15 protein-coding genes and 1 riboswitch are annotated in these 14,951 nt (G+C 65.2%); of the genes, 10 read left to right on the top strand and 5 right to left on the bottom strand.

Features of this window, described 5'->3' with window-relative positions; all coding sequences use genetic code 11:
* Positions 1–65: 65 nt before the first annotated feature.
* Positions 66–1,988: a sensor histidine kinase gene (locus G452_RS0116420; RefSeq protein WP_081650663.1), complete on the bottom strand. Its 1,923-nt coding sequence runs from the start codon at positions 1,986–1,988 to the stop codon at positions 66–68.
* Positions 1,989–2,289: 301 nt separating this feature from the next.
* Here G452_RS0116420 and G452_RS0116425 point away from each other — a divergent pair, with 301 nt between their 5' ends.
* Positions 2,290–3,648, top strand: coding sequence for an L-serine ammonia-lyase (locus G452_RS0116425; protein WP_022663362.1), 1,359 nt, complete (start codon positions 2,290–2,292; stop codon positions 3,646–3,648).
* On the opposite strand, the gene G452_RS20890 is transcribed toward G452_RS0116425, so the two are convergent.
* The gene (locus G452_RS20890) at positions 3,638–5,512 is read right to left on the bottom strand and encodes a sensor histidine kinase (RefSeq protein ID WP_022663363.1); all 1,875 of its coding nucleotides are present in this window, start codon (positions 5,510–5,512) and stop codon (positions 3,638–3,640) included. The two genes, G452_RS0116425 and G452_RS20890, sit on opposite strands and share 11 nt — an antisense overlap.
* A 40-nt stretch (positions 5,513–5,552) precedes the next feature.
* The gene (locus G452_RS0116435) at positions 5,553–5,945 is read right to left on the bottom strand and encodes a winged helix-turn-helix transcriptional regulator (protein WP_022663364.1); all 393 of its coding nucleotides are present in this window, start codon (positions 5,943–5,945) and stop codon (positions 5,553–5,555) included.
* A gap of 125 nt (positions 5,946–6,070) precedes the next feature.
* Between G452_RS0116435 and G452_RS0116440 the strand changes: the two genes are divergently transcribed.
* From G452_RS0116440 to thiC, 9 genes are all read left to right on the top strand, one after another.
* Positions 6,071–6,592, top strand: coding sequence for a nitroreductase family protein (locus G452_RS0116440; RefSeq protein WP_022663365.1), 522 nt, complete (start codon positions 6,071–6,073; stop codon positions 6,590–6,592).
* Between the two features lie 386 nt (positions 6,593–6,978).
* Positions 6,979–7,302, top strand: a complete 324-nt coding sequence (locus G452_RS20895; protein WP_022663366.1) for a putative quinol monooxygenase — start codon at positions 6,979–6,981, stop codon at positions 7,300–7,302.
* Entirely contained in the window at positions 7,299–7,868 is a 570-nt protein-coding gene (locus G452_RS0116450) for a flavin reductase family protein (RefSeq protein ID WP_022663367.1), read from the top strand. The genes G452_RS20895 and G452_RS0116450 overlap by 4 nt, the downstream gene beginning before the upstream one ends.
* 128 nt (positions 7,869–7,996) lie before the next feature.
* Entirely contained in the window at positions 7,997–8,980 is a 984-nt protein-coding gene (gnd, locus tag G452_RS0116455; RefSeq protein ID WP_327077719.1) for a phosphogluconate dehydrogenase (NAD(+)-dependent, decarboxylating), read from the top strand.
* Positions 8,977–10,521, top strand: coding sequence for a glucose-6-phosphate dehydrogenase (zwf, locus tag G452_RS0116460; protein ID WP_022663369.1), 1,545 nt, complete (start codon positions 8,977–8,979; stop codon positions 10,519–10,521). Before gnd ends, zwf begins: the two co-directional genes overlap by 4 nt.
* A gap of 32 nt (positions 10,522–10,553) precedes the next feature.
* Positions 10,554–11,318, top strand: a complete 765-nt coding sequence (gene pgl, locus G452_RS0116465; RefSeq protein ID WP_022663370.1) for a 6-phosphogluconolactonase — start codon at positions 10,554–10,556, stop codon at positions 11,316–11,318.
* A gap of 10 nt (positions 11,319–11,328) precedes the next feature.
* Positions 11,329–11,655: a hypothetical protein gene (locus G452_RS0116470; protein WP_022663371.1), complete on the top strand. Its 327-nt coding sequence runs from the start codon at positions 11,329–11,331 to the stop codon at positions 11,653–11,655.
* Positions 11,652–12,107, top strand: coding sequence for a hypothetical protein (locus tag G452_RS20900; protein ID WP_022663372.1), 456 nt, complete (start codon positions 11,652–11,654; stop codon positions 12,105–12,107). The genes G452_RS0116470 and G452_RS20900 overlap by 4 nt, the downstream gene beginning before the upstream one ends.
* 61 nt (positions 12,108–12,168) lie before the next feature.
* A riboswitch (TPP riboswitch) is annotated at positions 12,169–12,260 on the top strand.
* Positions 12,261–12,350: 90 nt separating this feature from the next.
* Positions 12,351–13,637 (top strand): phosphomethylpyrimidine synthase ThiC, encoded by a 1,287-nt coding sequence (thiC, locus tag G452_RS0116480; RefSeq protein WP_022663373.1) that lies wholly within the window; start codon positions 12,351–12,353, stop codon positions 13,635–13,637.
* 300 nt (positions 13,638–13,937) lie between these two features.
* On the opposite strand, the gene G452_RS0116485 is transcribed toward thiC, so the two are convergent.
* Positions 13,938–14,258, bottom strand: coding sequence for an RHS repeat-associated core domain-containing protein (locus tag G452_RS0116485; protein WP_027189348.1), 321 nt, complete (start codon positions 14,256–14,258; stop codon positions 13,938–13,940).
* Positions 14,259–14,524: 266 nt separating this feature from the next.
* Positions 14,525–14,938: a hypothetical protein gene (locus G452_RS21610; protein WP_162141319.1), complete on the bottom strand. Its 414-nt coding sequence runs from the start codon at positions 14,936–14,938 to the stop codon at positions 14,525–14,527.
* Positions 14,939–14,951 lie beyond the last annotated feature (13 nt).

Consider the following 14,951-nt stretch of genomic DNA (forward strand, 5'->3'; position numbering starts at 1 on the left):
AGCACCAAACTCCCATGATGACCATCCCGGCGGGATGAGGGGAGGGCGGTCGCCGAAGGATGGAGTCAGCGGGCCCAGGCCGGGGGACGGGGCAGGACGACCGTGATCAGCGTGCCTTCCTCGCTGGAGGTGCGCATGGAGATGCTCCCTTCCTGCACCTCGGCCATGAGTTTTGCGGAGTAGGTTCCGAGGCCCGTGCCGTTGAGCTTTCCGGAAGTGGAGTATTTGTCGAAGAAGGTCGCCCGCACGGCTTCGGGCACGGGCAGGGGATTGCGGATTTCGATGCGCGCGGGGTCGCCGCGCAGCAGTCGTATCTGCGTGGTTTCATTTTCCGGCGTGGATTCCAGGGCGTTGCGGATCAGGTTGGAGAGCAGCGAGTGGCAGAGCAGTTCCTCGCCGAAGACCGGGAAAGGCGCCTCGTCGGGTTCGTCGTCCCGGAGCACCTCGGCCCGGCGGTACAGGAAGGAGCGGGACGTTTCCTCCAGAACCCGGCGCAGGACCACGCGCAGGTCCACCCGCCTCGGCCGCAGGCGGTACACGCCCGTTTCGATCTTGTAGAGGTCCAGGGAAAGGTTGATCAGGCGGAGCATGCGGTAGCCCGAATCCTCGATGGCCTGGATGAGTTCGCGCTGCTCGGCGTTCAGGTTCGGGGCGGCCAGCAGCAGCTGCGGCACGGAAATCATGCTCAAGAGCGGGCTTTTGAGGTCGTGCCGCGTGATGCGGTCCACGTCTTCCCGGAGCTGCTGGAGCTTGTGCATTTCGCTGACGTCGTGGCCGATGGAGGTGGCCGAGACAAGTCCGCCGTGCTCGTCGAAGTGGAAGGAGATGGACCAGCGGATGTGATGGACGTTGCCGTCCGCATCCAGGACGCGGTTCTCGAATTCGGTCTTTTCGGGGCGGTCCTGGAGCCAGCTGGCGTAGGCGCGCATGGTCGAGGGACCGTCTTCGGGATGGAGGTTGTCGAAGGCGGGACGGCCGAGGTCGGTTTCCGGGCCGAAGATCCGCCGGGCCGCCTTGTTCAGGAAGGTGTACCTGCCCTGTCCGTCCACGCGGGTGACTATGTTGCTCGTGTTCTCGACCACCTCGCGGTAGCGTTCCTCGCTTTCCTTCAGGCGCTCGCGGGCCGAGCGGCGCTCCGTCACGTCCTCCTTGACCGCAAGGAAGTGGATGATTTCGCCCGTGGGCGATTTGATGGGCGAGATGGAGGCCCGTTCCCAGTATTCCGCACCGTCTTTCTTGCGGTTGCAGAATTCGCCGTACCATTCCTTGCCGGAACAGATCGTCTCCCACATCTCGCGGTAGAAGGCGGCGGGCTGCCTGCCGGATTTGAGCACGCGGGGGTTCTGCCCCAGGACTTCGGCCGACGAGTAGCCGGTGAGCAGGGTGAAATGGGGGTTGACGTATTCTATGTCGCCCTTGGGGTCGGTGATGACGATGGAAAGCGGGCTTTGCTCCACGGCGCGGGTCAGCGAGAGCAGCTTTTCCTCGCGTACCTTGATGTCGGTGATGTCCCGGTTGCTGCCCCTGCGGCCTTGGGGAGCGCCGTCCGCGCCGAGCACGGCCATGCAGTTGTGCCCGACCCAGCGCGTCTCTCCCCCCTTGGTGATGATGCGGAATTCAAGGTTCACCGGGGAATCCTGGCCCGCGTCTTCAAGGCTGGCGTGGCTTTCCCAGACGGCGAGATCGTCGGGATGCACGATGCGGCGCAGGAGGTCCGGGGCGGCGACGAACTCCTCGGCGCGGTAGCCTGTGAGCCGTTCGCACGAGGGCGAGATGTAGATGAACTTGCCGTCCTGGCCGATCCAATATTCCCAGTCGAAGGAGAAGTCCGCCATGCAGCGGAGGCGCTCTTCCCTTTCGCGCGCGCGTTTCAGCTCCCGGGACAGCTCCTGTGTTCGTTTTTCAAGCTCGGCGATCCGCCCGCGCAGGGCTTCCGGCTCTTCGGCTGCGGCCGGGCGCATCTGAATATTGGTCGGAGGATTACTCATTTGGATATCCTACCACGCCCGGACAGGGAAAGGAAGAAGGCCGTGCCTTTGCGGCGTCTCGATCCGGCAAGGCCGCGAAAGGGAAGATGGGTGGGGGGCATGCTTTTCGGGTGTGCTTTTTGTCCGGGTGTCGGCGGACAGGCCGTTTCGGGCTGGTTGTCCGGTCGAATCGCCGCTGCTGGGCGCCGAAACGATTTTTTTGGAGCACGCCGATGCGGAATTCCGGCCATGTCGGCGAGATGCTGTTGTGCCCCCGGCAGGGAGCGGGTATCGTGCGCTCCAATGGAGGATACGAATCACGATGCAACCCGTCAAGACTTCCCTTTTCGAGCTGTTCAAGATCGGTCCCGGTCCTTCCAGCTCCCACACCATCGCGCCCATGCGCGCCGGAAACGATTTCCTCGCGCGCTGCAAGGCTCTGCCGACCGAGGATTTGCGCCTTGCCGAGCGCATCCAGGTGCGCCTGCTCGGCTCCCTCTCGGCAACGGGAAAAGGGCACGGCTCTGACCGCGCCGCCCTGGGCGGGCTGCTCGGCCATGTTCCGGAGAGCTGCCCGGCGGACCTGCTCGACAGGCTGGCCGAACCAGCGGAGCCGTACCGCATCGACCTGGGCGCGGTCACGATACCCCTCAGCCGAACGGACGTGGTCTTCGGCGCCATTCACCACAAGCATCCCTACTCCAACACCATGCTCTTCCGCCTGCACGGCGGCGGGCGGGTGCTCCTGGAGCAGGAGTATTACTCCGTGGGGGGCGGCTTCCTGCAGTGGAAGGGCTGGGCCGAACCGGAAACCGGCAGCCCGCTCCACCCCTACTCGACCATGCTGGAGCTGCGCGCGTCCCTGGCCGGAAGCGGGCTGCGGCTGCACGACCTGATAATGCGCAACGAGCAGGCCGTCACCGGGAGAGGGGAGCGGGAGATCGTCGAGGGTCTGGATCAGTTGGTGGAGGTCATGCTTTCCGCCGTGGACAACGGCCTGAACACGGAGGGAGTCCTGCCGGGCAGCATCGGGCTGAACCGCAAGGCTCCGACCCTGCTGCTGCGCTCCTGCGAAAAGGGCATCCGCGACCGGTTCCTGCTGGAGCTGAATTCCTACGCCGTGGCCGCCGCCGAGGAGAACGCCGCCGGGCATTGCGTGGTCACCGCGCCCACGGCCGGGGCTTCGGGCGTGCTGCCCGCGGTGATCAAGGTCATGCTCGACGGGTTCAAGCTGCCGCGCATGGCCGTGCGGCGCGGGCTCATGGCCGCCGCGGCCGTGGGCTTTCTCTGCAAGCACAACGCGAGCATCGCCGGAGCCGAGGTGGGCTGCCAGGGCGAGGTCGGCGTGGCCTCCAGCATGGCAGCGGCCATGCTCGCCTACGGATTCGGGCATGATTTCCGGGTTGCGGAAAACGCCGCCGAGATAGCGCTGGAGCACCATCTCGGCCTGACCTGCGACCCGGTGGACGGGCTGGTGCAGATTCCCTGCATCGAGCGCAACGCCATGGGCGCGGTCAAGGCCTACAACGCCTATCTCATCGCGGCGGCAGAGCTGCCCGCCCACCACGTGGTGGACCTGGACAGGGCCGTGCACGCCATGGCCGAGACAGGCAGGGACATGAATACGAAATACAAGGAAACGTCCCGCGGCGGGCTGGCCGTGAGCATGGTCAACTGTTGAGGCCGGGCAGCCGCACCGTCAGCGTGGTTCCGTTCTCGTCCGAGGTGCGCATCTGCACGCTTCCGCCGTGGGCCTCGGCGATGAGCTTCGCGGAGTAGGTTCCAAGGCCCGTGCCCGAATGCTTTCCGAAGGTGGCGTATTTCTCGAAGAAGCGCTGCCGGACTTCCTCCGGAACCGTGCCGAGGTTGTGGATGGTGATGGTCGGCGCTTCCGGGTTGGTCACGGTCACGGTGACCGTGCTGCCTTCGGGCGCGGCCTCCAGGGCGTTGTTCACGAGGTTGGAGAGCATGGACAGGAGCAGGGCCGAGTCGCCCCGCGTGTCCGGGCGTTTTCCGCCTTCTGCCGCGCCGGCGACGTGCAGCGCGAAGAGGATTCCCTTGCGGTCCTGAAATCTTTGCGTCTCCCTGCGGATCTGTCCGAGCAGACTCACCAGATTGACGGGCTCCTCTCCCGGCGTGAAGTTGCCTTCCTCGATCTTGCGCAGCGTCAGCGAACGATCCACCAGCGCCAGAACCCGTTCCGCCGAGCGTTCCATGGCCGCGAGCATCTCGCGGTATTCGGACGGAATGTCCTTCGAGGTGTTGAGCAGTTGCAGGCTGGAAACCAGGGAAGCCACGGGCGACTTGAGGTCGTGGTGGAGAATGCGTTCCACGTCCTCGCGCATGGACTCCATGCGCTTGCGCCGGGTGATGTCGCGGACCATGCCGAGAATCCGCACCGGGCGCTTTCCGCCGTTGCGCTCCGCCCGGCAGGATATCTCCATGTGGCGCACCTCGCCCGATTCGGGCAGGCGCACCGCCGTCTCGAACTCGCAGGCGTCGTCGATCTTGAGGCATCTGGCCAGGCCGCGCATGTAGTCGGTCCAGGCCTCGGCTCCGAGCAGGGCGCGGAGATTTTCCGAGTTCGGCGTAAAATTGGCGGGGTGCAGGCCGAACAGCGCGTACATCTGCGCAGACCAGATGATCTTGCCGTTGTCCGCGCTCCACTCCCAACTGCCCGCCCCTGCGATGCGCTGGGCGTCGTTCAGCCGGGCTTCGCTGCGGGCCAGATGTTCGCGGCTCTCCTGGAGGCTGCGGTAGAGCAGCCGCTGCGGTTCGGCCACTCCCGTGCGCACCACGCCGAGATATATCAAAAAATATGCGCCGATCTTGGAGAAATGTCCCAAGAGGTTGGAAAGCCCGTATACGCTGACGTAGAAGGTGAAGAACAGCTCCTGGACCACGGTCAGGGCGATGGAACCCAGCAGCAGGCGCAGAAGCACGGGGTCGAGGCTGGAACGGTGCCGGTGGAAAATCCAGCCGCTCAGGAGCATCAGCACGCAGACGGCGTATTCGCTGTAGATCTTGAAGGGCGTCAGGCCGGAGCCTTCCACGAAGCAATCCGGAAACCAGCCCAGGAAGATGAGCAGCAGCAGCGCCGAGGTCGCCAGGGCGAAGCCGCTCAGAAGGGGGGCGGGCCGGGCCGGCCGGGTCAGGTAGGCCGTGGCCAGCAGGAAGGAGAAGCTCTTGAGGTAGCGCCCGGCGATCCAGAGCTGGGTCGGAAGATTGGCCTGGTCCTTGCCGAAAACGCCCATGCCCTTGTAGGCCACGGTGTGCAGCAGGTCCACGAAGCCCACGCACAGCAGGGCCACCCCCAGGATCAGGAGGTAGCCGCGCTGGAGCCGTTCGCGCGAGTTCCAGGCCACGACAAAGGCGGCCCAGGCCACGGCTATGCTGAACAGCTCCGCAAGGGTATGGAAAAGGAGATAGTTGTATCGGCTGACGACGAACAGTGCTGCCAGACCTGCGCCGGCGATTGCCCAGGGAAAAATGAATTTTTCGGAATTCTGGGATGTTGCACTTGTGGTAGTCGCTTGGTTCGCCATTGAACAAGCTATACCCCAGCAAGGGGATTCCCGCAACAGCCTAGGACGCCAAAGCCGCTTCCGCGTCCAGTTCCGCCATGCGCTGCTCGTAACGGCGGCCCCACTCGCAGAGCTGGTTGAGCACCGGCATGATGCTCCTGCCCAGTTCCGTGAGCGAATATTCCACCTTGGGCGGCACCTGCGGATAGACCTCGCGGTGCACCATTCCGTCCGCCTCCAGTTCGCGCAGCTGCTGGGTGAGCATCTTCTGGGTGATGCTCGGCATGGTCCGGCGCAGCTCGCTGAAGCGCAAAACTTCTTCCCCGCCGAGCTTGTAGAGGATGATCGGCTTCCATTTGCCGCCGATGAGCTGCAAGGTCAGCTCGAAGGTGCAGTGGTAGCGCTTGCCGCCCAGTTCCTTGACGACGCATTGGTTCGAGGTGCATTCGGCCATGGCTTCTCCAGTGGTATCAAAATGGGAACTATTCAACTCAAAAGTGCGTACTTGAATGTTTCGCTGTAATGGGTGACAAGAACCGTACTTCGATTTCAAGCAATTCTCAAGCAAGGAGTATCGGCATGGATGTGATGCAGGCGATCTACGAGCGCAGAAGCGTTCGGAAATATACCGACGAGCCCGTTTCCGACGAAACCGTCCGCGAGCTGCTCGGCGCGGCCATGATGGCGCCCAGCGCGGGCAACGCCCAGCCCTGGCAGTTCGTGGTCATCCGCGACCGCAAGGCCCTGGAAAGCGTCAAGTCCTTCAGCCCCTATGCGGGCATGGCCGCCCAGGCCCCCCTGGGCATCCTCGTCTGCGGCGACCGCAGCCTGGAAAAATACCCCGACTACTGGGTCCAGGATTGCTCCGCCGCGGTCCAGAACCTCCTCCTCGCGGTCCACGCCAAGGGCCTCGGCGCGGTCTGGACCGGAGTCCATCCCAAGGAAGAACGCATGGAAGGCTTCCGCAAGCTCTGCAAGCTTCCGGAAAACGTCATCCCCCTCGCCTTCCTCGTCATCGGCGTTCCCGACCAGAAGCCCCGCCGGGAAGACCGCTACAAGCCCGAGCGGGTGCACTTGGACAGCTTCGGCTCCCCCTGGTAGGGCGGCTGAAAATCCCGCGTGGGCTGCGTTGCCGCGCACGGACCGACTCCTCGCGTATGAGGAATACGCTTCGGATCCGGTCCGTTCTTGCGCCTTGCCCCCACGGTTTTTGAGCCGCCCGGCCCTGGCTGAAAATCCCGCGTGGGCTGCGTTGCCGCGCACGGGCCGACTCCTCGCGTATGAGCAATACGCTTCGGATCCGGTCCGTTCTTGCGCCTTGCCGCCGCGTCGGCCGCGTCGCGTCGTCCTCGGGCCGACGTGTGGTCGGCCTGTCGTATCTGCGGAGAAATATGAATTCTTTTTGTGGATAGTTGTTGTCCTGTGTGCGGGGACTGTTGTAGAGTCCTTCGCAATGCTGTCAAGATGTTGAAATAAAAGGATCGATGATGAGATTCGATGACGGAGTGACCTTGACCGTGCGGTTTCGGGCTCTTCCCGGCAGAGCGGAAGACTTGCGAACCGCATTGGCCGAGCTGGCCTTGGCCAGCCGCAAGGACGCGGGCTGCCGGCGCTACGACCTCTTCCGCCGAGGCGAGGACGATGTGCTGTTGCTGGAGAATTGGAGCGCCCGCGACCTGCTGGACGCGCACCTCGCGCAGGAGCACGTCCTCCGCTTCCAGGCCGGAGCCGGAGGGCTGCTCGCCGCTGCGCCGGAGATTCTGGAGTGGGAACCCTTTGACCTGACCAAAACGCGCACGGAGGAAAAATGAAAGTATCCTTGGGAGCCGAAATCCTGGCCATGCCGACCCCGGTCTGGATCGTGGGCAGCTACGACGCCGAGGACAAGCCCAACGCCATGACCATTGCCTGGGGCGGAGTCTGCTGCTCCAAGCCGCCCTGCGTGGGCGTGTCCCTGCGCAAGGCCACCTACACCTACGACTGCATCCTGGCGCGCAAGGCATTCACCGTGAGCATTCCTTCCGAAAGCAACGCCAAGGAGGCCGACTACTTCGGCATGGCCTCCGGCCGCGACGTGGACAAATTCGCGGCCACGGGCCTGACCCCGGTGCGCAGCGAGGTCGTGGACGCGCCCTATGTGGGCGAGTTTCCGCTGGTCCTGGAATGCCGACTGCTCCAGACCGTGGAGATCGGCCTGCATACCCAGTTCGTTGGCGAAATCATGGACGTGAAGGCGGACGAAAACGTGCTCGTGGGCGGCAAGCCCGCCCTGGACAAGGTCTTGCCGCTGCTCTACGGCACCGGGAGCAAGTCCTATTTCCGAAGCGGTCCCTTCCTGGGCAAGGGGTTCAGCATCGGCCGGGGCTACATGGGCTGAGGCGCGCCGCTGCGGCGACGGCTTTCGGATTTGCGGCGACACAGGGCGGGGGAGCATGTTCCTCCGCCTTTTTCCATGTCTTTTCCCGTCCGGATGGGGCGGGGCAGACATTCTTCCCCGGAAGAGGTATGCTCGGTGCGAACTCCGGAGGGGCCTTTTCGCGCCGTCTCCGGAAAAGACAGGCAAGGAGAGTCGCGATGCGAATGGGAATGGTCGGCCTGGGCCGCATGGGCGGAAACATGGTCCGCAGGCTGTTGCGGACCGATATCGAGGTCGCGGCCTGGAACCGCACTCCGAGCCGCGTGCAGGAACTGGCGCGGGAGGGGGCGCTGCCCGCCGGGAATCTTTCGGAGCTGGTGGGGCTGCTGCCCGCGCCGCGCGTGGTCTGGTGCATGCTGCCCGCCGGGGCGGCCACCGAGGAGCGCCTGGACGAACTGGCCGCGCTGCTCTCCCCCGGAGACGTGCTCGTGGACGGCGGGAATTCCCGCCACACGGACGACCCCGTCCGGGCCGAGCGGTTCGGGGGGCAGGGCATTCATTATATGGACGTGGGCGTTTCCGGCGGCGTCTGGGGGCTCACCGAGGGCTATTGCTGCATGGTGGGCGGCTCCGAGCAGGGATACAACCTTCTCGAGCCGTTTCTGCTCGCCCTGGCCCCGGCAGGCGGGGTCATGCACTGCGGGCCGAGCGGCGCGGGCCATTTCGTGAAGATGATCCACAACGGCATCGAATACGGCATGATGCAGGCGTACGCCGAGGGCTTCGCGCTGCTGGAAGGCTCGGCGTATGCCGAGGGGCTGGACTATGCCGAGCTGGCCCGGCTCTGGAACCGGGGCAGCGTGATCCGCTCCTGGCTCCTGGAGCTGGCCGGGCGCGCCTTCGAGCAAAGCCCGCGTCTGGAGGAATTGCGGCCCTGGGTGGACGATTCCGGCGAGGGGCGCTGGACCGTGGAGCAGGCCCTGGAATCGGGCACGCCCGCGCCCGTGCTGACCCTGGCGCTCATGGAGCGGTTCCGTTCGCGCACGGAAAACAGCTTTGCGGACAGGCTGCTGGCCGCGCTGCGCAACGAGTTCGGCGGCCATTCCGTCCGGCGCAGGGAGGAGGGGGAATGAGCGCGGCGAACAGCAAAGCGACGATCACGGCGGAAACCCGGACCCGCGCCGAGGCCTGCGGGCTGGAGCCCCCCCGTGATCCCTGCGTCCTGGTTCTCTTCGGGGCCACGGGCGATCTGGCCGGGCGCAAGGTCGTCCCGTCCCTCTGCGATCTCCTGGGCCACGGCGGCCTGCCCGAGCCCTTCGTGCTCATGGGCGTGGGCAGAAGCGAACACTCGGCGGAGTCCTTCCGGGAGCACCTGCGCGAGGCCGTGGCCGAGCACAAGCCCGACGCCCTCAAGCATTGGGACGAGCTGGCGCCGCGCGTGCTTTACCGCCGCGTGGACAACGACAACGATGGGGACTTCAAGGCCCTGGCGGATGCGCTGGACACCCTGGACCGGGAGCAGCGGCTCGGCGGCAACCGCATTTTCTATCTGGCCGTGCCGCCCACGGCCTATGCGGACCTTGCCGCAAGCCTGGGCCGGGCCGGACTGGCCGCCCAGACCGGCGACAGCGAAGGCTGGTCCCGGCTGGTGGTGGAAAAGCCCTTCGGCCACGACCTGGCCTCGGCCCGCGCGCTGGACGCGGCCCTGCACGAGCATTTCGGAGAGGACCAGATTTTCCGCATCGACCACTACCTGGCCAAGGAAACCGTGCAGAACGTGCTTTCCCTGCGGTTCGCCAATGCGCTCTTCGAGCCGGTCTGGAACCGTCGCTACATCCGTTCGGTCACGGTCACGGCGGCGGAGAGCATCGGCGTGGGCCACCGGGCCGGATATTACGACCGTTTCGGCGTGCTGCGCGACATGTTTCAGAACCACATGATGCAGCTGCTGGCGCTCTGCGCCATGGAGCCGCCCTCGCTCTACGAGGCGGACCGCATCCGCGACGAGAAGAACAAGGTCTACCGGGCCTTGCGGCCGTTCCCCACGGAGCGCATCGAGCAGCACCTCGTGCTCGGCCAGTACGCGCCCGGAACCCTGGACGGCGAGCTGGTGCCCGGCTACCTGGACGAGGAAGGAGTGGACCCGGAATCGCTCACGCCCACCTTCGCGGCCATGCGCGTGTATGTGGACAACTGGCGCTGGCAGGGCGTGCCCTTCTGCCTCGTATCCGGCAAGCGCCTCGCGGCCAAGCGCACGGAAATCGTCATCCATTTCCACGAAGTGCCGCATTCCATGTTTCGCAGCGTCTTCGGCGAACACATCGCCTCCAACCGTCTCGTGCTCGGCATCCAGCCGGGCGAGGCCGTGACCCTGACCTTCCAGGCCAAGGCTCCGGGCTCGCGGATGTGCCTGCGGCCCGTAACCATGGAATTCGATTATGCGGCGGGGTTCGACGCGCCCGCCCTGGAAGCCTACGAAAAGGTGCTCCTCGACGTCATGCTCGGCGACCAGACGCTCTTTTGGCGGCAGGACGGCGTGGAACTCTGCTGGGGATTTCTCACGCCCATCCTCATGGGCTGCGACTGCCCGGAGCAGGCCGAGCGCCTGCTGCTCTACAAGGCGGGAACCTGGGGACCGCGCGAGGCCCAGCGGCTCATGGAGCCGGATTCCTGAAACCGGATGCACGCATCCGAGCGGAGGACGTCATGCGCAAGGTCATCGTCCACAAGGACCACGAAGACGCGAGCATGGCCGCGGCCCAGCTGCTGCTCGACAGGGTGGCCGCGCACCCGGCCATGGAATTCCACCTGGGGCTTTCGGGCGGCTCGACTCCGAGGCGCCTTTTCGAACTCCTGGCCGGGGAGCCGTTCCGCTCGCAGATGCCCTGGGGCGACCTGCGTTTCTGGTTCGCGGACGAGCGCGCCGCGCCCCCGGACAGCCCGCTCTCCAATTTCCGGCAGGCCGAGGAACTGCTCTTCGCGCCTCTGGAGATACCCCGGCGGCATGTTCTGCGCATTCCCGCCCAGCGGGGCGCGGCCCAGGCTGCGGCCATCTACGACGAGCTGATGGCGGAGCGGTTCGGCGCTCTTCCCGAAGCCGAGGGCCTGGACATGGTCCTGCTGGGCATGGGCGCGGACGGGCATACGGCGTCGCTTTTTCCCGGCCACGCCGCCCTGGAGCGGCCCGATCCGCCGGACGCCTGGGCCGTGGCCGTGGAGGAGCTTCCCATGGTCCCGGACCCCGGCTCGCCGCACGATTCGGGTGCGGCCGCGGGCCTGGACCGCGTCAGTCTGAGCCTCGCCGCGTTGAACGCCTCGGCGTGCGCCGTGCTGCTGGTCACGGGCGCGGCCAAGTCCGCAGCCCTGGCCGAAGCACTGCGCACGGAGGGCGCTGCCTCTCCGCTGCCCGCCGGGCGCGTTGCCGCGCGGGAAACCATCTGGATCGTTGACCAGGAGGCCCAGGGCCGCTAACGTCCCGCCCATGGCTATCCTCTTGATGCTTTCCATGGCCGGGGCGTTGCTGCTCTGGAAGCTGGCCGCGCCGGACGCGGACCGAAATTTCGCCACGGACGCCGAAAAGGCGGACGAAGCTCCACGTTCCGGCCCGCCCCTGCGGACCCGTCTGCTGGGCGGGCTCGGGCTGGCCCTGCAACTGCCCATCCTGATCGTAGTGCCGCTGCTGCTCCTGGAAGGGGAAACCACGGACATGGTCAGCCTGGTCACGGCCCTGGCCATGCTCGTGCTGCCCGCGATCTTCGCCGTGCTGGGCCTGCGCCTGGTTCTGGGCCTTGTCGAGCCGCGCCCATGAACGCCAAGGGCTTTCTGGCCCCGCTCCAGTCTCTGCATCAGCTCGTGCGGCGCTGGGCGCTGCGTTTTTCCACGGCCCTGGCCGGGGGGGCGCTGGGCGGTCTGGCCGCGTCCGGCGCGGCCTACGGGCTGTGCCGTCTGATCCTGCAACGCCAGACCGGCGTGGACGCCGCGTTCTGGCCGGGCTGGGAATGGGCGGGGCAAGCCTGCGCCTGGGGCGCGGTCGGCGGGCTCCTGCTGCTGCCGCCCTGGCTGCGCCAGAGTGCCACCTTCAAAGGCCTGCTGCTCTCCCTGATTCCCACGGCGGCCATGCTCGCCGGATTGATTCCCCAGCCGCACACCGCGCCCGCGTCCATCGCCGAGGGCGAACTGGTCCTGGCCGTGGTCCCCGGAGCCAACGCGGCCTGGGGCCTCGCGGCCTGCTGGTGGATGAAGCTCTGCGGCGAGCGCTGAGCGGCAAAGGCTTCCGGTTTTGTCGGGTCGGGTTGACGCCCCGCCGCCAGCGCAGTAGGGATCGGGCAGGCAGGGGTGGCTGGAGAGCCTGAGAGGATACCCTTAGAACCTGATCCGGGTCATACCGGCGAAGGGAGCTGATATCCGAGCGTGCGCGCCGCTGCCGTTTCCCTGAAAGGAAGCGGCTTTTTTGCGGCCGTGCGCGAGCCGCCCCACCAACCGCAACCGCATGGAGGTGGGCTGATGATCCACACGCAAAAGACCCGCAAGCAGATGGCCGAAGACGGCCTGATCACCGAGGAAACGGCCCTGGCGGCCGCGCAGGAAGGGCTGGAACCCGAAGCCGTGCGCGCGGCCCTGGCCGAGGGAACCCTCGTCATCCCCGGCAACAGCCGCCGCAAACTGGCCCAGCCCCGCGCCGTGGGCCTGGGCGCGTCCGTGAAGGTCAACGCCAACATCGGGGCCTCGCCCTACCGTTCCAGCCTGGACGAGGAACTGGCCAAGCTCGACGCCGCCGTGGCCGCCGGGGCGGACTCCGTCATGGATCTTTCCCTGGGACCGGACCAGATCCGCATCCGCAGGGCCGTGCTGGAACGCTCGCCCGTGATGGTCGGCACCGTGCCCCTGTATCAGACCGCGTTCGAGCTTTCCGCGAGCAGGCGGGACATGGCCGAGATGACCGCGGACGACTTCCTGGCCACGGTGCGCCGCCAGGCCGAGGAAGGCGTGGACTTCATGACCATCCACAGCGGCGTGACCCGCTCGTCCGTGGCCGCCATGAACGCCCAGGGCCGCGTGCTCGGCGTGGTCAGCCGGGGCGGCTCCTTCCTGGTGGACTGGATGCGCAAAAACGACCGCGAGTCCCCGCTCTATGAGCAGTTCGACGACATCCTGGACATCCTCGCCGAGTACGACGTGACCCTGTCCCTGGGCGACGGCATGCGCCCCGGCGCGGGCGCGGACGCGGGCGACTGCGCCCAGACCGCCGAGCTGCTGACCCTGGCCGAGCTGACCCGCCGGGCCTGGGCCAAGGGCGTGCAGGTGATCATCGAGGGGCCGGGCCACGTGACCCTGGACAAGATCGCCGAGCAGATGCGCCTGCAAAAAAGCCTCTGCGGGGGCGCGCCGTTCTATATTCTCGGCCCGCTGGTCACGGACGTGGCCGCCGGATACGACCACATCGCCGGGGCCATCGGCGGGGCTTTCGCAGCCATGCACGGCGCGGACTTCCTCTGCTACGTGACCCCGGCGGAGCACCTGCGCCTGCCCACGGCCGAGGACGTGCGCGAGGGCACCGTGGCCTCCAAGATCGCGGCCCACGCCGGGGATCTGGCGCGCGGCCGCAAAAGCTCCATGGCGCGCGACCGGGCCATGTCCGTGGCGCGCAAGAATCTGGACTGGGAAGCGCAGATCGGGCTGTGCATCGACCCGGCCAAGGCCCGCGCCTACCGCGAGCAGAGCGAGATCGGCACGGACGACGTCTGCACCATGTGCGGGGAGTTCTGCGCCATCAAGCGGCTGAATCAGTAAGGAATCGGCAAGCGCCGATGGATGGAAAGAAGACGGGGAATCCGAGAGGGTTCCCCGTAATTGTTCGCTGTGGCGAAAAGCTTCGGCCCGCACGGAAAGATTGGGCGGAAGAGTGCCGTTTCTGGACAGAAGGCCCGCAGGGCCGTCTTGCGACTCGTCCGCACGAACAGATCAAATCATCCAGGCAATACCCGTACCAGTCCGGGTCGCCGCCCGTGTTTCCGATGGGATCCTGGGCGGTGAAACGTCCGGTGTCGGGCTCTGATTTCAGATGTGGGAGTCCCGCCAGCCGAAGCGCCCCTATGTCCGAGTGGGGCCCGTATCCCAATCGTGCAGGCCGCCCGCAAATCCCAAGGGCGAACGCAGATACGGGTTGCCGTCCTTCACCACGTTGCCGAAAGCGTCGTACAGGATTTCCTTTGCCTTGCCTTCGGTCGGAAACTCAACCACGCGCGCGCTGCCAATCTGGACCGTATGCAGTAGGATTTCAACGCCTTGTATCTGGTAACGCGCGACCAACCCAACGGTCCAGCAGTACAGGACATTGGCCAACTCCTGTCTTTTCCCAATGTCTGCCTGAGGGGTGGCTATGGACAGCGAATGCACAGCTTTTACTTTCATTTTCTTTGGCTAACATCTTGGTATTCCGAAACTTGGGTAGGTCGTTCTGACGACAATGCCTGGGCTATGTACGTGGAGAGGTGAGAGCAACCGAGGATTCAGTACAGCGCTAACCCGCATCGGAGATATAGAGCAAATAAGGGGAACTCCACGGGAGTTCCCCTTAATCGTCCCCAACAGCGCCGGAAGCCAGTTTCGTGAGACAGGAGAGCCGATTCGCATTTTCCATGCGGGGCGGCTGTTCAGAGATTATGACAACAGGATAACTACTGTACATTTACCCCATTGTCTTTCAAAAAAGTAAGCAGGTTATTTCTTGCGTCCGTTGCCACCAAAACTGGAATCGTTTTTTCCTTCAAGAAAAGTGCAACTGCTCCATCTCCATGAAAGTAAAAACTGAGAACATAAGAAGGAACAATCACGGCTTTTCGTACAGAATGCATATCAACCTGACTGTAATGCCAAAAATGGTTTAGCCGCAGCATGGTTCCGGATGTTTCCAGAGGAAGGGCAAAACGATCCATGTGAACAATGAGCAGCAAAAAACCACCTGTGCAGACCCAAGGCACGGAAGATGATGACATCGCATGTAAAATTCCGATGACTCCGAACAGGAGCATAAAAGAAAGTAAGACTCGAATCGCGTAAAAATGAATTTCAGCCCTCAAACGCGAGCGCACAGGATTCCCCCCC

Source organism: Paucidesulfovibrio longus DSM 6739, assembly GCF_000420485.1.
Lineage (GTDB): Bacteria > Desulfobacterota > Desulfovibrionia > Desulfovibrionales > Desulfovibrionaceae > Paucidesulfovibrio > Paucidesulfovibrio longus.